This window comes from Streptomyces sp. NPDC052236 (assembly GCF_044548015.1).
Taxonomy (GTDB): Bacteria; Actinomycetota; Actinomycetes; order Streptomycetales; family Streptomycetaceae; genus Streptomyces.
The window spans coordinates 90612-107644 of sequence record NZ_JBIUBL010000001.1 but is presented as its reverse complement, the minus strand read 5'-3'; the positions used below and the strand labels follow the sequence as shown (position 1 = coordinate 107644).

Sequence of the window (17033 nt, the reverse complement as noted above, 5' to 3'; positions counted from 1 at the left end):
CTGGCCTATCGTGTCCGGGACCCCGGGGAAAAGGAGAAGGCCACGATGCGCGGTACCGGCAGCAGTACCGCTGTCACCCGCAACACCCTGCGCCAGCAGATCGCCGACGCGTTGCGTGACGAGGTGCTGGCAGGGCGTTTGCAGCCCGGACAGGAATTCACGGTCAAGCAGATCGCCGAGCAGTACGGCGTTTCCGCGACCCCCGTCCGCGAGGCCCTCGTCGATCTCTCCGCACAGGGGCTGCTCGACTCCGACCAGCACCGGGGCTTCAAGGTCCACCAGTTCTCGGTCCCGGACTACCGTTGCATGATCGAGGCGCGTGCCATGATCACGGACGGCATCTTCCGGCACACCATCCTGCACGGCCCCGCCTCGGTGCAGGGCCAGGCGCTGGTGTCCATACGCCGCCGGGGCGAGGAGGCCGGCCGTGCGGCCCGCTGCGGGGACGTGGACATCCTCATCGGCTACGACCTCCGCTTCTGGCGCGAACTCGCCTCGGTCGTCGCCAACCGCTACATCTCCGATTTCCTGCACCGACTGCGCGTCCAGACCTGGGTGTTCGCCGTGCCGTATCTGCGCGGGGACGAGAATCTGTCGGACTCGTTGTGGAGCGGGCACGGGGAGCTGGTGGAGGCCGTCGGCGCCGGTGACGTCGAGGCGGCGCGCGCCGTGGTCAGCGCGTACAACGACCATTCGCTGGCCTGGGCGGATCGGCTGGAGCGGTGAGCAAGGACTTGAGTACGGACTTGAGCGATGACCTGCCCGCGGACTTGAACGCGGACTTGAGCGTGGACGTGGACGTGGATCTGTCGGTCGTCGTCCCCGCGTACAACGAGGAGGGGCGGCTGCGCCCCACCCTGGACGCCATCCGCGCGCATCTGCGCGCGGAACCGGGCCGCTGGGGCCGCTGGGAGCTGATCGTCGTCGACGACGGCTCCACCGACGACACCGCCAGGATCGCCCGGGAAGCGGCGGCCGAAGAGCCGCGCATCCACCTGGTGTCGAGCGACGGCAACCGTGGCAAGGGCAGCGCCCTGCGCCTCGGGGTGCTTGCCTCGTACGGCCGGCGCGTCCTGATCACGGACGCGGACCTCGCGACGCCCATCGAGGAGCTCGACCGCCTCGACAAGCAGCTCGCGGCGGAGGACAGCGCGGCGGCGATCGGCTCGCGCGCGCACCCCGACTCCCGTATCGAGGTGCACCAGTTGCGGGTGCGCGAATGGCTCGGGCGGATGGGCAACCGGCTCATACGCGCTGTCGCGGTGTCCGGCATCCACGACACCCAGTGCGGCTTCAAACTCTTCGACGGCGACAAGGCGCGCGCCGCCTTCGCCGACTCGCGGCTCGACGGGTGGGGCATCGATGTCGAGATCCTGCGGTTCTTCCGGCGCGCGGGCTGGCCGGTGACCGAGGTCCCGGTGCGCTGGTCGCACCAGGCGGGCTCCAAGGTCCGACCGCTGGACTACGGCAAGGTGCTGCTGGAACTGGTCAAGCTGCGGGCGCGTGCCGTACGGCAGGTGGACCGGGCGCACCTCGTCGCCGCCGGGGGGTTCCTCCTCGCCTCCGTACTGCTCTACAAGAATCTGTGGGCGGACCTGGAGCACGGCTATCTCGCGGATGCGGGGCAGGACCAGAACCAGTGGGAGTGGTTCTTCGCGGTCACCGCCGACAATGTCACGCACCTGCGGAACCCGCTGTTCACGACCCTGCAGGGGTATCCCGACGGCGTGAACCTGATGGCGAACACCGTGATGCTCGGGCTGTCCGTCCCGCTGACGCCGGTGACGCTGCTGCTGGGGCCGACGGTCACGTGGGCGCTGGTGCTGACGCTCGGGCTCGCGGCGACGGCCACTGCCTGGTACTGGCTGATCGCGCGGTGGCTGGTGAAGAACCGGTGGGCCGCGGCGCTGGGCGGCGCGGTCGCCGCGTTCGCGCCGCCGATGATCTCGCACGGCAACGCACACCCCAACTTCCTTGTGCTGTTCATAATCCCGGTGATCATCGACCGGGCGCTGCGGCTGTGCGAAGGCCGGAATGTCCTGCGCGACGGGGTGCTGCTCGGCCTGTTCGCGACGTATCAGATCTTCCTCGGCGAGGAATCGCTGCTGCTCGCGGTCATGGGCACGCTGTTCTTCGCGCTCTCGTACGCGGTGGTGCGGCGGGACGTGGCACGGGCCGCGTGGCGACCGCTGCTGCGCGGGCTGGGGTTCGCGGTGCTGGTCTGTCTGCCGCTAGTGGCGTTCCCGCTGGGCTGGCAGTTCTTCGGCCCGCAGAGCTATACGAGCGTGCTGCACGGCGACAACGCGGGCAACAGCCCGCTGGCCTTCCTGCAGTTCTCGGGGCGTGCGCTGCTGGGCTCCGACGCGGGTGCCGATCCGCTGGCGCTGAACCGCACCGAGCAGAACGCGTTCTACGGCTGGCCGCTGATCGCGGTGGCGGTGGCGATTGTGGTGGGGCTGTGGCGGGAAGCGCTGGTCAAGGCGCTGGCCTTTACGGCGGTGGCGGCGGCGTTCCTGTCGCTGGGGCCGAAGTTCCGTATCCCGTACACCGACATCGTGCTGACGGGTCCGTGGCGGGCGCTGGCCCATCAGCCGCTCTTCGAGTCGGTCATCGAGGGGCGGGTGGCGATGATCTGCGCGCCGGTGCTGGGCCTGCTGCTGGCGCTGGCGGCGGACCGGGTGGTCGTGGGGTGGCGGGCGTTGTGCTTCGCGGCGGTGGCGACGGCGTTGCTGCCGGTGCTGCCGACGCCGTACCCGGTGCGGGAGCGGGCGGAGATCCCGGCGTTCTTCACGCAGGACATGTACCGCTCGTACGTCTCGGAGGGTGAATCGGTGGTTACGGTGCCGCTGCCGCATCCGGGGAGCGCGGAGCCCCTGCACTGGCAGTCGGCCACAGGGCTGGGATTCTCGGTCGCCGGCGGCTACTTCAACGGGCCGTGGGGCCCGGACCGGATCGGCATCTACGGGGCGACGCCCCGGCACACGTCGAATCTGTTCGACGAGGTCCGCGACAGCGGGAAGGTGCCGGAGATCGGCGAGAACTGGCAGGCACAGGCGCGGGCGGATCTGGACGCGTGGCGGGCGGGGGTAGTGGTGCTGCCGCCGCAGTACAACGACGGGCCGTTGTATGCCACCGTGGAGAAGCTGCTGGGGCGGCCGGGGAAGCGGGTGGGCGGGGTCTGGGTATGGGATGTGGGTACGGCCGGTTGACGAGACGGCCCCCTTCGCCGAACGTATCGGTGGCATTACGCTGGCCCGACGATCGCACGATCATCCCCATTTTCCCGGCGTGTCCCGTCCTTTCCCGTCCTTCCTCTCCCTTCTCGTCCTTCTTCCCGTCCTTTCTGCCCGACCCGTTGGAGAGCGAGCCTTCCCTTGGCCTGTGACCTGTGGCTGGTACCCCTCGTCGACGTGCTGTGCCATAGCCCCGACAACCCCTTCGCCGAAGAGATCGCGGCCTACGACAAGGCCCTGACGGAGGCGGGCCTGCCCACGGTCCCCGTCTTCGCGTATATGCCGGGCCTGTCGGGCGATGTGGCTCCGGTGGCCGGTTTTGACTACGACGCGCTGCACTTCCTGCGCCGGGCGTATCTGCTCCAGCTGTGCGGCCTTGCGGTGACGCCGGTGGACGAACTGGGCGGTGACTACGAGCAGTTGCTGGAGATGTTCGACGCGACGGCCCAGCAGTCGAACCTGGTCTGGCACTACGACCACGCGGGCGCGTATGTGCCGGTGGACTTCGCGTCGCCCCTGTCGAACGACGAACTGCTCGCGGGCGGCGGCCCGCTGGGCTCTACGCAGGGACTGCTGCGGGAGCTGGAGTTCGTGGCCCCGTCGATCGGCATCGACGCGGCGAACCCGCCGTCACCGCCGCAGCCCCCGGACCGCCCGACCTCCCTGGAGGAACCGGCGGGCCCGATCCTGCACGACGACAGCCCGTTCGCACGGGAGCGGCACGTCTGGCTGGGCCTGCACGCGGCTGCGACGCGAAGCCTCGCCCAAGGCTCCATGATCATCTTCAGTTGAGCGCAGCTGATCACACCCCGCCCGTCTCAGCGCGGCGGCTCCGGGGGGCGCTGCCTCGGCATGTTGGGCCGCGCCCCCGGCGGCAGCGGCGCCCGGCCGCCGCCGGGCGCCGGGCCCAGCTCCGCGCGCCCTCCGGCGGCACCCGTGCCCGTGCCCGTGCCGCCGCCTCCGTGCATCGACTGCGGCATCAGCGGCGCGGACCCGCCGACCCGGAATTCCAGCATCCAGTCCGCCGTCTCCGCCCGCACCAGCTCCGTAATGTCCTCCGCGCACCTCCGCAGCACGCCGAGGCACCGCTCCGTCGCCTCGCTCGCCGTGCCCTCCTGCGGGCCCAGCACCTCCCGTACGCACTCCGACGCCCAGTCGAACTGCAACGCCTGGAGCCGCCGCTGTACCGCCTGCGCCGTCGCCACGCTCCTCGTCCAGCCCGACGACAGCCCGAAGTACCGGTCGCAGACCGCGCAGGCCGCTCCCAGCAGCAGCGACAGATACCCCCACCCCGCCGCTCCGTCCAGTACCCCCGTCGCATCCCCCAGCGGGAGCGCGGCCCCGGCGGTCACCCCCAGGGCCGTACCCACCCGCAGCGCCCGCGCGGCCCGACGCTTCCAGAGGCGGTCCGCCAAGTACCACTCCGCCGCGCGCAGCCCGCTCGCCTCCACCCACCGGTAGAGCTCGTCGAGGCGCTCCGCCGGCTCTCCCCAGTCGCCCAGTGGAAACGGCCCTCCGGTCAGGTCACCGCGCGGCGCGGCGCCGCGCTCCTCCCGGGCCGGCCCCCCGGGCTGCATCTCCGGCTGGCTCACCGGTGCACTCCTCTACGACTACGTATCTACGACTGCGTACGACCTACGACGTGATGACTGGCGTGATGACTGGTGTGGAGACTGACGTAACACTGCGTAACCTGCGGCGCGCGTGTCCATCCCGGTGCGCATGCCCTTCCTACTGCCGAATGGCGGGCCATGTGCCCGAAATCCTGGTATTTCCGCCCGTACGAGGCCCTTGATCAGGTAAAGGCGTTCCGGTCCACTCACTCGAAAGAGTCTCGGAAGAGTTGGCCGCCGGAGGGTGGGGCGCAGCGCCCAGTGACCACGTAGGCTCGGCGTACCGAACAATCGTCGTCGAAATGCCAGGAGTGACCGTGATTCCCGGTGGTGGCCAGCCCAATATGCAGCAGCTCCTCCAGCAGGCCCAGAAGATGCAGCAGGACCTCGCGAAGGCCCAGGAGGAACTGGCGCAGACCGAGGTCGACGGCCAGGCGGGCGGCGGTCTTGTGAAGGCCACCGTGACCGGCTCCGGTGAGCTGCGCGCCCTCGTCATCGACCCCAAGGCGGTCGACCCGGAAGACACGGAGACCCTCGCGGATCTCGTCGTCGCCGCCGTCCAGGCCGCGACGGAGAACGCGCAGCAGCTGCAACAGCAGAAGCTCGGGCCGCTCGCGCAGGGTCTTGGCGGTATGCCGGGCCTGCCCTTCTGAGGGCGCCCTCCCGCCAACTACCGTACCTACGTATCAACCTAATCCCGCAGGAAAAAGGAAAGGCATTCCGTTGTACGAAGGCGTGGTCCAGGACCTCATCGACGAACTGGGCAGGCTGCCCGGCGTCGGTCCCAAGAGCGCGCAACGGATCGCCTTCCACATCCTCCAGTCCGAGCCGACCGATGTCCGCCGCCTCGCCCACGCCCTCCTGGAGGTCAAGGACAAGGTCCGCTTCTGCGCGGTCTGCGGAAACGTCTCGCAGCAGGAGCAGTGCGGCATCTGCCGTGACGTGCGCCGCGACCTTTCGGTCATCTGCGTCGTGGAAGAGCCGAAGGACGTCGTCGCGGTCGAGCGGACCCGCGAGTTCCGGGGCCGCTACCACGTACTGGGCGGGGCCATCAGCCCCATCGAGGGCGTCGGCCCCGACGACCTGCGGATCCGTGAGCTGCTCGCCCGCCTCGCGGACGGGACGATCACGGAACTGATCCTGGCCACCGACCCGAATCTGGAGGGCGAGGCCACCGCCACGTATCTGGCACGCATGGTCAAGCCGATGGGCCTCAGAGTCACGAGGCTGGCCAGCGGTCTGCCCGTGGGGGGAGACTTGGAATACGCCGACGAGGTCACGCTGGGGCGTGCCTTCGAGGGGAGACGACTTCTTGATGTCTGACGCCAACCTGCACGCCGTGAATCAGGACCCGGACAGCTTCGCGGTCCAGATCTCCGACTCCATCGAATCCTTCATTGTGGCGACCACGGAAGTGGCCAAGGGTGACGAGCCCGACAGCGCGGTGCCCTTCCTGCTCCTTGAGGTCTCCCAACTGCTGCTGACGGGCGGCAGGCTGGGCGCGCACGAGGACATCGTCCCGGACGAACGGTACGAACCGGACACGGGTCCGGACCTGGACGTCGACGACCTGCGCGAGCGGTTCGCCGTGCTGCTCGACCCGGTGGACATCTTCTCCGAGGTCTTCGACCCGTACGAGCCGCGCAAGCTCCCGGTCGCCTGCCGTATCTCGGACAACCTCGCGGATATCGTCACCGACCTGCGCCACGGCCTGGCCCACTACCGGGCAGGCCGCGTCAGCGAGGCGCTGTGGTGGTGGCAGTTCTCGTACTTCTCCAACTGGGGGCCGACCGCTTCGGCGACGCTGCGCGCCCTCCAGTCGCTGGTCTCGCATGTCCGCCTGGACCAGCCGCTGCAGGAGCTGGACGGCCTGGACACGGACGAGGACCTGGCGGAAGAGGCGCTGGCGGAGGAGGCGGGCAAGGTGATGGCCGAGGAGATCGCGGTGCCGCTCGGCCTGCGCACCGCCACCTGAGCTGAGCTGAGCCGGGCTGATCTGAGCTGGGCAGGGCTGGGCTGGGCTGGATTGTGTGGGGATCTTGTGACCCACCCCACACCCCGCGTACCGCGCATCGCCCTGGGCAGGCTTCACCACCGAGCGGCCGGGATCCCACCCCATGATCACTACGTGAGCGGGACATCTCACCATGTGACATCTACGGGTCGGAGCCCGGCCGCTCGTTAGACTGAGCCGACCGCAGTACTGCCTGCTGCGGTAAGAACCGAGCGAGGAGCGCACGTGGGCCTTGTCGTGCAGAAGTACGGAGGTTCCTCCGTTGCTGATGCCGAAGGCATCAAGCGTGTCGCCATGCGAGTCGTCGATGCCAAGAAGAACGGCCACCAGGTGGTCGTCGTGGTATCCGCGATGGGCGACACAACGGACGAGCTGATCGATCTCGCCGAGCAGGTATCCCCGATCCCTGCCGGCCGCGAGTTCGACATGCTACTGACCGCCGGAGAGCGGATCTCCATGGCGCTGCTGGCCATGGCGATCAAAAGCCTGGGCCATGAAGCCCAGTCGTTCACCGGCAGCCAGGCCGGTGTCATCACCGACTCCGTCCACAACAAAGCGCGCATCATCGATGTGACGCCAGGCCGCATCCGTACGGCTCTCGACGAGGGCAACATCGCCATCGTCGCGGGCTTCCAGGGTGTGTCCCAGGACAAGAAGGACATCACCACGCTGGGCCGCGGCGGCTCCGACACCACCGCCGTCGCCCTTGCCGCCGCGCTGGACGCCGAGGTCTGTGAGATCTACACCGATGTGGACGGTGTCTTCACCGCCGACCCCCGGGTCGTCAAGAAGGCCCGGAAGATCGAATGGATCTCCTCCGAGGACATGCTGGAGCTCGCTGCCTCCGGCTCCAAGGTGCTGCTGCACCGCTGTGTCGAGTACGCACGCCGATACAACATTCCGATCCACGTCCGCTCGTCCTTCTCCGGGCTGCGCGGCACCTGGGTCAGCAACGAACCGCAAGGGGACCAGCCGGTGGAGCACGCCATCATTTCCGGAGTCGCGCACGACGTCTCCGAGGCCAAGGTCACGGTTGTCGGAGTGCCGGACAAGCCGGGCGAGGCCGCGGCCATCTTCCGCGCGATCGCGGACGCCGAGCTCAATATCGACATGATCGTCCAGAATGTGTCGGCGGCCACCACCGCGCTTACCGACATCTCCTTCACGCTCCCCAAGACCGACGGCCGCAAGGCCATCGAGGCCCTGGAGCGGGCGAAGGCCGGAATCGGTTTCGAGGCGCTGCGCTACGACGACCAGATCGGCAAGATCTCGCTCGTCGGCGCCGGCATGAAGACGAACCCCGGCGTCACCGCCGCCTTCTTCGAGGCGCTCTCGGACGCGGGCGTGAACATCGAGCTGATCTCGACCTCCGAGATCCGCATCTCGGTTGTCACCCGCGCGGATGACGTGAACGAGGCCGTACGCGCCGTACACAGCGCCTTCGGACTCGACAGCGACGCCGACGAGGCCGTTGTCTACGGGGGCACCGGGCGATGAGTCGTAAGCCGACGCTCGCGGTCGTCGGGGCGACCGGAGCCGTCGGAGCGGTGATGCTGGAGATTCTCTCGCAGCACGCCGACGTCTGGGGCGAGATACGACTCGTCTCCTCGCCGCGTTCGGCCGGGCGCAAGCTGGCCGTGCGCGGCGAGCAGACCGAGGTCCTGGCGCTGGGCGAGGACGTTCTGGACGGCGTCGACGTCGCCCTCTTCCTCGTACCGGACGAGGTGTCCGCGCGGTGGGCGCCGATCGCCGCGGCCAAGGGCGCGGTGGTCGTGGACAGTTCGGCCGCCTTCCGGATGGACCCGGAGGTGCCGCTGGTCGTTCCCGAGGTCAACCCCCATGCCATACGGGTCCGTCCGCGCGGCATTGTCGCGAGCCCGCACTGCACCACGCTGGCCATGATCCCGGCGGTGGGCGCGCTGCACGCCGAATTCGGGCTCAGCGAACTGATCCTCTCCTCCTATCAGGCCGCCAGCGGCGCGGGCCGGGACGCCGCCGCCGTGCTGCGCGCTCAGCTGTCGCTGGTCGCCGGTACGGAACTGGGCACGGGCCCCGGAGACGTACGCCGTGCGGTGGGCGACGAGCTCGGGCCCTTCCCCGCGCCGCTCGCGCTCAATGTGGTGCCGTGGACCGGGACGCTCCAGGACGACGGCTGGTCCTCGGAGGAGCTGGCGCTGCGGGCCGAGACGCGCAAGATCCTGGGTCTGCCGGGGCTGCGGGTGGCGGCGACCTGTGTGCGCGTACCGGTGATCACCACGGACTCGCTGGCGGTGCACGCGCGCTTCGAGAGCGAGGTCTCGGTGGAGCGGGCGCACGAGATCCTGGCGACCTCGCCGGCGGTGGTGCTGTACGACGACCCGGCCGCGGGCGACTTCCCGACGCCGGCGGATGTGGTGGGGACGGACCCGACGTGGGTGGGGCGGGTGCGGCGGGCGCCGGACGACCCCTGTGCGCTGGAGCTGTTCGTCTGCGGCGACAACCTCCGCAAGGGCGGCGCGCTGAACTCCGCGCAGATAGCGGAGGCGCTGGCCGCCGAGATCGGCCCCCGGCTCGGCCCCCGGCTCGACCCCGGGCTCGGGCTGTCGCCCGCCTCCTCCTGATTCGCCCCTGATACCCCCCGATCTGCGCCGATCCCCCTGATCCGCTCCCAATTCGAGACGGGGGAGCAGCGTGCTCCCTTAAGATCTGTGAACGCCTTGTGAGTAAGTTGAGGTCTGCATCACTTCAGTGGTGGTGCGCAAGGATGTTCGATGAAATCGCTTCCCATCTCTCTGCAACCGGCAGACAGGTGGGAAGCGTCTTTGCGGTCACCTCTTCGTGGGGGGCCGCGAAAAAATGGGGCATTGGGGAAGAGCGGTTACGCATGAGGGCATTTGGTTCGCCGTCAAGAACGGTGGCGTACGCGTACAACCCTGACGGGGGGAAGCGTGTCCAACAGGCGTGGCAGCAGAGGTTCTCGATATCTCAGGTTTGGTCTCGGTACGCGGCGCCGCGGTGCGCCCACTCCGCAGACCCCGTCCGCCCGGCGGCATGCCGGTGATCGCCCCCATGCCCGCGCCGCGCACCACCCGAATACCGTCCTCGCGCGAGGGCGCTGACGGGACGATTGCCGCGGGCACCACCGTCGACCACCTCACGGAGACCTACCGGGCGCACTACCGCTCGTTGCTGGGGCTCGCGGCGCTCCTGCTGGACGACACGGCGTCCTGCGAGGACGTGGTCCAAGAAGCGTTCATTCGGGTCCACTCGGCGCGCAGCCGGGTACGGGACCCGGAGAAGACCCTGGCGTATCTGCGTCAGACCGTGGTCAACCTCTCGCGTTCGGCGCTGCGCCGACGCATCCTCGGACTGAAGCTGCTCTCCAAGCCGATGCCGGACATGGCGAGCGCGGAGGAGGGGGCCTATGACCAGTTGGAGCGGGACGCGCTGATCAAGGCGATGCGCGGTTTGCAGCGCCGCCAGCGCGAGGTGCTGGTCCTGCGGTACTTCGCCGATATGACCGAGGCTCAGGTCGCTCAGACACTGGGTATCTCGCTGGGCTCGGTGAAGGCGTACGGCTCGCGGGGCATCGCGGCGCTGCGCATCGCCATGGAGGCCACGGTATGAGGGGCCACAGGCATAGATTTGAGCGGTACGGGACGGACGGGCCGTTTGGCGACCGGACTGGAACTGGAACTGGAAACGGAATTGTGAAGAACGGGCCGGAAAACGAGCTGGGCGGCCTCGCACAGGGACCGGAAGAAGACGAGCCGGTAGGCGGGTCGGTGGACCACCCGGAGTCGGGCTCGGCGTCAGAGCCGGAACCAGAACCGGCATCGGGACCGGAACCGGTGGCGGGACCGGAACCGGCTTCGGGGTCGGGCGACGGCCCGGGGCCCGGTGACGACCCGGTGCCGGGTCTCGGCGGAGACGAAGGGGACGAAGAGGCCCTGCGCCGACTGCTGCGAGGCGCGGTGGACGATCTCATGCCCTCCGAAGCCGCCCTCGAGCACCTGCGAAAGGCGGTCCCCGCGCGGCGCGCACGCAAACGGCAGGCACTCGTCGGTATGGCGGCCGCGGCGCTGCTGATCGGAACCGCCGTCCCCGCCTTCGTTCATGTGGCGAACTCCAACGGTGGCGACGGCTCCCGCTCCATCAACGCCGGACACGGCGAAGAGGCGCAGGGCGGCACCGACGCGAAACCGGGCGACGCGGGCGGCAGCAAGGGGGCGGGTGACCCCGTCTCCAATGACCCGGACTACAAGCCGGACAAGGGCAAGGCGACCAGCACACCGGACTCGGCGGCCGTCACCGGCGGCGCGAACACCGGCTCGGGCGACGCGGCCGGCGGGGCGAGCGTCAAGGACCCGACCCCGCCGCCCTGTAGCGGGAACCAGCTGGGCATCAGCTCGGCGGACGCGGACCAGCCGGACGCCGAGGGCAAGGTGTACGGGACTTTCCGCATCTCCAATGTCTCCGGGAGGGCGTGCGAGGTCACGGGTTCGGGCACGGTCGGGTTCCAGGCGCAGGGCGCCGCCGATTCCGTCGCGATCACCGTGGTCGACCACACGGCGGGCGACGCCGCCAGCGGACTGCCCGATCCCTCACAGGAGGTCGGGACGCTGCTGCTGAAGCCGGAAATGGCGTACGCGGTGAAGTTCGCCTGGGTGCCGACGGACAGCTGCCCGACGACCGGCACCTCACCCAGCCCCACGCCCTCGGACGGCGGCACGGGCGCGTCCAGCGGCACCACGGGCGCGGGCGCGGGTGCGGGCGGGGACAACACCCAGACGCAGTTGGGCGTCGAGGACGGCAGGACGGCGGACGGCAGCGTCGCGGTAACGCACACCGCGGAACCGGGCGCGCCGACCGCGGAGACCACAATCCCCAACGCCTGCGCGGGCACGATCTACCGGACGGGTGTCCTGGGCGAGTCGTAGCACCAGCCGGCCCGGCCTGCCGGCCTGCCAACCTGAGACGTGGGACGCAGCTACGCGCGGTGATGTGGGTGGGACATCCCGGCCGGCATCGCCTCGCCGCGGGGGCACACCGCCCGAGACGCCCGAGTCGCCAGGGACGCCGGGGTCCGGGTCCGCCGCGTCATACCGGCTCGGGCTCCAGGCCCAGTTCCCGGTCCCTGGCCGCCTCGACCTCGCGCCGCAGCAGCCGGAACCACATGAAGAGCACGAAACCGGCGAAGACGAACCACTCTCCGGTGTAGCCCAGGTTCTGGAACGCCTTGAGGTCGAGCCCGCTGCCCTCCGGGGCGGCCGCGGGCACCGCCTTCAGCCCGTTGTCCGCCTCGGCCAGGGTGACCCACGCGTCGTACATGTCGTCCGGCACCAGGTTCACCAGCGACGCCGCGCTGATCATTCCCAGCTGCCCGCTCGGCAGCCCGCTTGTCGCGTGCACCCCGTCGGTGCCCATGGTCTCGGACGCCTGGAGCGCGCCCGTCACGGTGACCTCGCCGGCCGGGACGGCGGGGGGCCGCCCGCCGTCGGCCAGCCAGCCACGGACCACGGGCAGCGTCCGCCCGCCGTCGGTCTTCAGCAGGGTCAGCACATACGAGCCACGCCTGTCGTCCAGTTCCCGCTCGGGCACGAGGAACTGCTGCCCGTACCGCCCGGTCGCCGTCGCCAGCTCCCCTGAGGTCTCCTTGTCGACGGGCAGCAGCTCATCGAGCGGGACCGCCTGCTGCTCGCCCGGGCCGGGCTTCCGCTGGGCCTCCGTGTGCGTGTCGACGCGGTCCTCGAACTTGCCGAGCTGCCAGGAGCCCATGAAGACGCAGAAGGGGATCGCCAGCACGACGAAGAGGTTGATTCCCCACCAGCGGGGCGTCAGCAGGATCCGGTACACACCCCTACGGTACGGAACGCGCCCCGAGCCCCTTGTCCCACCCCCTCCCAGACACCCCTCCCAGAGGCCCGATCCCAGACACCCGCTCTCAGATGTCTCCTCTCAGACGCTGCTGCCTAACCCAGATGCTCCGCGGCGAAGGCGAGCTCCAGCCGCACCTGCTTGATCCGCTCCTCCACCACCAGCGAGCCGTGCCCCGCGTCGTACCGGTACACCTCGTGCGGCGCGCCGCGCGCGGCCAGTCGGTCCACATAGTTCTCGACCTGGCGGATCGGGCAGCGCGGGTCGTTGACACCCGCCGATATGTAGACCGGGGCCCGCACCGCGTCCACGTATGTCAGCGGGGACGAGGCCTCGAACCGCTCCGGGACCTCCTCCGGGGTGCCGCCGAGCAGTGTGCGGTCTATCGACTTCAGGGCCTCCATCTCGTCGTGGTACGCCGTGACATAGTCCGCGACCGGCACCGCGGCCAGGCCCAGCGCCCACGCCTCGGGCTGGGTGCCGAGGCCGAGCAGGGTCAGATACCCGCCCCAGGACCCGCCCGCCAGGACCAGCTTCGCCGGGTCCGCGAGCCCCGAGGACACCGCCCACTCCCGGACCGCCGCGATGTCCTCCAGCTCGATCAGCCCGATGCGGTGCTTGAGGGCGTCCGTCCACTCCCGTCCGTACCCCGTCGAGCCCCGGTAGTTGACCCGTACGACCGCGTATCCATGGTCGACCCAGGCCGCCGGACCGGCCGCGAAAGCGTCGCTGTCGTGCCAGGTCGGGCCGCCGTGTATCTCGAAGACGGTCGGCAGCGGACCACTCGCGCCCGCGGGCCGCTGCACCAGGGCGTGGATACGGCCCCCGGGCCCCTCCACCCACGCGTCCTCCACGACCACCGACTCCGGCGCCTTCAGCCCCGGGGGATCGAGCACGACCCCGCCCGCCGTCGAGCGCACCCGCGGCGGGAGCGCGGCCGACGACCACAGATACTCCACCGCTCCGTCCGGCCGGGCCATCGCGCCCGAGACCGAACCGGTCAGCGTCTCGATCCGTACCAGCTCGCGCGACGCGAGGTCGTACCGGAACAGCTCCCCGCGCGCCTCAAAGCTGTGCGCGACCAGCAGCGCGGAGCCGTCCGGATACCACTCGGCGTTCACATCGCCCGGCAGGTCGATCGCGAGACCGGCTTCCGTGCCCGAAGCGACGTCCCAGATCATCGGCTCCCAGCGCCCGCGCCGCTGGTGCCCGATGAGCAGCCGGGTGTCTCCGTCCACCGGGGCGAAACCGAGGACCTCAAGGCCCAGCTCCTCGGTGCCGCCCTTGGAATCGTCCAGCTCGGCGACCGGCTCGCCGTCGGGGCGCATCACCCGCAGCGCCGAGTGCATCGCGTCCCCGTGCTCTGTGTGCTCTATCGCGATCAGCGTTCCGTCGTGCGAGAGATCGCCGACTCCGGCCGACTGGCGGTGCCGGTAGATCTCCACCGGCGCGGAGCCCGCCCGGACGACATGGATGGTCGTGCCGTCCTCGTCGGTCGACCGGCCGACGACCGAGGTGCCGTCCCGGCCGATCGCCAGGCCCGCCGGGTACGAGGGCTCCAGTCCGGGCACCGCGGGCTCGTCGGCACCGCCGCCGAACGGCTGCCGCATCCAGACCCCGAACTCGTCCCCGTCCGTGTCCGAGAACCACCAGATCGATGATCCGTCGGGGGCAAGCACCCCGTCCGTCGTGCCGTTCGGCCGGTCCGTCGCCTGCCGCTGCGACCCGGTCGCCCGGTCCCACGCGTACAGCTCGTATGTCCCTGTCGCGTTCGACACGAAGAGCGAGCGGTCGGGCGCGTCCTCGGCCCAGTCGGGCAGGGAGACACGCGGTGCCCGGAAGCGCTTTTCCCAGTCGGGCATGGAGTCAGTGATCTCAGTCATGACCCCTATTCTGCGCCGGGCCGCGGACATCCCGTTCGGCCTGTGGATAACTGCCTGTGGATAACAGTGGACTACAGCGGACAGCAAAGGGCCCGATCCTCGACCAGCGAGGATCAGGCCCTTTGGACTGAACTGAACTGAACCGACCTGCGGACGAGATCAGATGTTGACGCCGAAGTCCTGCGCGATGCCGCGCAGCCCCGAGGCGTACCCCTGGCCGACAGCGCGGAACTTCCACTCCGCGCCATTGCGGTACAGCTCGCCGAAGACCATCGCGGTCTCGGTCGAGGCGTCCTCGCTCAGGTCGTAGCGCGCGAGCTCGGCGCCGCCTGCCTGGTTGATGACGCGGATGAACGCGTTGCGCACCTGGCCGAAGGACTGCTGGCGGCTCTCACCCTCGTGGATGGAGACCGGGAAGACAATCTTGTCGACCTCGGCAGGCACTCCCGCGAGGTTGACCTTGATCTGCTCGTCGTCGCCCTCGCCCTCACCCGTGAGGTTGTCGCCGGTGTGCTCGACCGAGCCGTCCGGGCTCTTGAGGTTGTTGAAGAACACGAAGTGCTGATCCGAAACGACCTTGGCGTTCGCGTCCAGCAGCAGGGCGCTGGCGTCGAGGTCGAAGTCGGTACCGGTGGTGCTGCGAACGTCCCAGCCCAGACCCACGATGACCGCGGTCAGGCCCGGGGCCTCCTTGCTGAGCGAGACGTTGCCGCCCTTGGAAAGGCTGACACCCATGGAAATCCCCTGCGCAATCCGGCGCGGGCCGCGCCTCTTGACGGTTCCTTTGCCCACGAGGCCAACGAGCGACCGCGCGCTCTGGTTCCCCCACTGACCCATTGGGACTACGACGATGTTTCGGGGACCTGTCGGCGGGCGTCCGCCGGGGCGATTTCGGCGATCTTCGGGGTCTCGGCGATCTTCGGGGTCTTGGGGTCTCGGCGGTGATGTCGATGCCGACCCCGCGCGTGGCCCCTCCCAGCCGTGTGGCCGCTTCACGTAGTACAAGCTGCGACGGCCAGGTCTCCGGCACGCGATACGGCGCTGCTCCCTCCAGCGGGGGTACCTGTCCGCGGTCCGCGGCGTGTCCGCGACCGCGGGACCGACGGCAGGTGGCGGCGGCGTCAGTGACGTGCCATCACCCGCCCCTGAAACCTCCCTTCCCTGAACGTCCGCGGGCCCTTCGGCAAACCCAACGAGCGGACGCAGCAAAGCTTTAGGGATACCCCTATGCCTTTCGTGCGCGTCCTATCCATGACAGGGGCATGACGGGACGCTTGGCCCGCCTCGTGAGATCCCACGGGGCGCTCGGCCGCCCCACTCACGGAGGTCCCGCATGCGCCGTCGTTTCGCCCTACCCCTCGCTGCCGCCGCCCTGTCGGTGCCACTCACCCTGCTCCCGGCCGCATCCGCGTCGGCTGCCCCGGCGGACAAGCCCCAGGTGCTCAGCTCCTGGACCCAGACGAGCGCCTCCAGCTACAACGCGTGGAACGCCGCCCGTCTCAATCAGGGTGCCTGGGCGACGTACGCCTTCGACTGGGGTACGGACTACTGCAGCTCCTCGCCGGACAACCCCTTCGGCTTCCCCTTCAAGACCGCCTGCGCCCGCCACGACTTCGGTTACCGGAACTACAAGGCGGCCGGCTCCTTCTCGGCCAACAAGGCGCGTCTCGACTCCGCGTTCTACGAGGACCTCAAGCGCGTCTGCAACGGCTACTCGGGCGCGTCCAAGACGGCGTGCAACTCCACGGCGTGGACGTACTACCACGCTGTCGACATCTTCGGATGATGGTGAACGGGTGGCAGTAGCGGCTGACGACTGACGACTGACGCAGTTTCACCGGGTCCGGGCGGCGGGTGCGCGCCCGGACCCGGTGTGCGTGGGGCTCAATGAGCCGCCTGGGGCATGGACTTCGCATCGTCTACCGTGGGCGGCACATGCCCGTGCGGGCAGGGACCGGGGCACGCGTGATGCTGCCGACCGAGTTCGTCGACCGCGTTGAGCACATGGACGAGCTGCGCTCGCTGCTGACAGCGCTGACCGCCCCGTTGGAACGCCGCCTGGAGATCGCCCACCATCTGCGGCTCGGCGGCCCCGGCTGCCTCGCCGCGTCGGCCGACGCGCACTACGCGCTGGCCCGCGAGGCCGCCATGGAAGGGCTATCCTTCGCCGAGGCCGAGGGCCACTGCGAAGAAGTGATCAAGGCGGTCCGGGAGCTGCCCGCCCACGCGGAGGGCGGGGACCGGCGGTTCGTACAGGCCGTGGAGCTGCTGCTGTCACTGACCGAGGTGCGCTGGCGAGGCAGGCACCGCCCGGCGGGCGGCCCCGACATCGACGCCCTGGCCGCCGAGGCGGAGGCGGCGGCGAGCCGCTGCGGAGAACCCGGGCTGGTGCTGCGTACGACGCTGCTCCGCGGCAAGACCCTGGGCTGAGTAC

16 protein-coding genes are annotated in these 17033 nt (G+C 69.8%); 12 read left to right on the top strand and 4 right to left on the bottom strand.

Annotated elements, in window-relative coordinates; translation table 11 throughout:
• The first annotated feature begins 45 nt into the window (after positions 1–45).
• From ACIHCQ_RS00460 to ACIHCQ_RS00450, 3 genes are all read left to right on the top strand, one after another.
• Complete coding sequence (locus tag ACIHCQ_RS00460; RefSeq protein WP_399656295.1) at positions 46–726, top strand: GntR family transcriptional regulator; 681 nt, start codon at positions 46–48, stop codon at positions 724–726.
• Between the two features lie 20 nt (positions 727–746).
• Complete coding sequence (locus tag ACIHCQ_RS00455; RefSeq protein WP_399656293.1) at positions 747–3209, top strand: dolichyl-phosphate beta-glucosyltransferase; 2463 nt, start codon at positions 747–749, stop codon at positions 3207–3209.
• A 165-nt stretch (positions 3210–3374) separates the two neighbouring features.
• Positions 3375–4025 carry a hypothetical protein gene (locus tag ACIHCQ_RS00450; protein ID WP_399656291.1) on the top strand — a complete coding sequence of 217 codons (651 nt, stop codon included), beginning with the start codon at positions 3375–3377 and terminating at the stop codon, positions 4023–4025.
• 26 nt (positions 4026–4051) lie between these two features.
• Here ACIHCQ_RS00450 and ACIHCQ_RS00445 read toward each other — a convergent pair whose 3' ends face one another.
• A complete protein-coding gene (locus ACIHCQ_RS00445) occupies positions 4052–4825 on the bottom strand; it encodes an SLATT domain-containing protein (protein ID WP_399656289.1) in 774 nt (257 codons plus the stop codon).
• 338 nt (positions 4826–5163) lie between these two features.
• Between ACIHCQ_RS00445 and ACIHCQ_RS00440 the strand changes: the two genes are divergently transcribed.
• From ACIHCQ_RS00440 to ACIHCQ_RS00410, 7 genes are all read left to right on the top strand, one after another.
• On the top strand, positions 5164–5499 hold the full coding sequence (locus tag ACIHCQ_RS00440; RefSeq protein WP_399657521.1) for a YbaB/EbfC family nucleoid-associated protein: 336 nt from the start codon (positions 5164–5166) through the stop codon (positions 5497–5499).
• A 70-nt stretch (positions 5500–5569) separates the two neighbouring features.
• Positions 5570–6169, top strand: coding sequence for a recombination mediator RecR (recR, locus tag ACIHCQ_RS00435; protein WP_399656287.1), 600 nt, complete (start codon positions 5570–5572; stop codon positions 6167–6169).
• Positions 6162–6821 (top strand): DUF5063 domain-containing protein, encoded by a 660-nt coding sequence (locus tag ACIHCQ_RS00430; protein WP_399656285.1) that lies wholly within the window; start codon positions 6162–6164, stop codon positions 6819–6821. The genes recR and ACIHCQ_RS00430 overlap by 8 nt, the downstream gene beginning before the upstream one ends.
• A gap of 264 nt (positions 6822–7085) precedes the next feature.
• Positions 7086–8357, top strand: a complete 1272-nt coding sequence (locus ACIHCQ_RS00425) for an aspartate kinase (protein WP_399656283.1) — start codon at positions 7086–7088, stop codon at positions 8355–8357.
• Positions 8354–9460 (top strand): aspartate-semialdehyde dehydrogenase, encoded by a 1107-nt coding sequence (locus ACIHCQ_RS00420; protein WP_399656281.1) that lies wholly within the window; start codon positions 8354–8356, stop codon positions 9458–9460. The genes ACIHCQ_RS00425 and ACIHCQ_RS00420 overlap by 4 nt, the downstream gene beginning before the upstream one ends.
• 430 nt (positions 9461–9890) lie before the next feature.
• A complete protein-coding gene (locus ACIHCQ_RS00415) occupies positions 9891–10466 on the top strand; it encodes a SigE family RNA polymerase sigma factor (protein WP_399656279.1) in 576 nt (191 codons plus the stop codon).
• Positions 10467–10690: 224 nt separating this feature from the next.
• Positions 10691–11779, top strand: a complete 1089-nt coding sequence (locus tag ACIHCQ_RS00410) for a hypothetical protein (protein WP_399656277.1) — start codon at positions 10691–10693, stop codon at positions 11777–11779.
• Between the two features lie 160 nt (positions 11780–11939).
• On the opposite strand, the gene ACIHCQ_RS00405 is transcribed toward ACIHCQ_RS00410, so the two are convergent.
• The 3 genes from ACIHCQ_RS00405 to ACIHCQ_RS00395 all read right to left on the bottom strand — a co-directional run bounded on the left by ACIHCQ_RS00405 (position 11940) and on the right by ACIHCQ_RS00395 (position 15334).
• Complete coding sequence (locus ACIHCQ_RS00405) at positions 11940–12695, bottom strand: SURF1 family protein (RefSeq protein ID WP_399656275.1); 756 nt, start codon at positions 12693–12695, stop codon at positions 11940–11942.
• A gap of 116 nt (positions 12696–12811) precedes the next feature.
• Positions 12812–14599 (bottom strand): S9 family peptidase, encoded by a 1788-nt coding sequence (locus tag ACIHCQ_RS00400; RefSeq protein ID WP_399656273.1) that lies wholly within the window; start codon positions 14597–14599, stop codon positions 12812–12814.
• A gap of 159 nt (positions 14600–14758) precedes the next feature.
• A complete protein-coding gene (locus tag ACIHCQ_RS00395) occupies positions 14759–15334 on the bottom strand; it encodes a TerD family protein (protein ID WP_399656271.1) in 576 nt (191 codons plus the stop codon).
• A gap of 598 nt (positions 15335–15932) precedes the next feature.
• Here ACIHCQ_RS00395 and ACIHCQ_RS00390 point away from each other — a divergent pair.
• Both ACIHCQ_RS00390 and ACIHCQ_RS00385 read left to right on the top strand, forming a co-directional pair.
• The gene (locus ACIHCQ_RS00390) at positions 15933–16385 is read left to right on the top strand and encodes a phospholipase (protein WP_399656269.1); all 453 of its coding nucleotides are present in this window, start codon (positions 15933–15935) and stop codon (positions 16383–16385) included.
• 149 nt (positions 16386–16534) lie between these two features.
• Positions 16535–17029, top strand: a complete 495-nt coding sequence (locus ACIHCQ_RS00385) for a hypothetical protein (RefSeq protein WP_399656267.1) — start codon at positions 16535–16537, stop codon at positions 17027–17029.
• Positions 17030–17033: the final 4 nt, after the last annotated feature.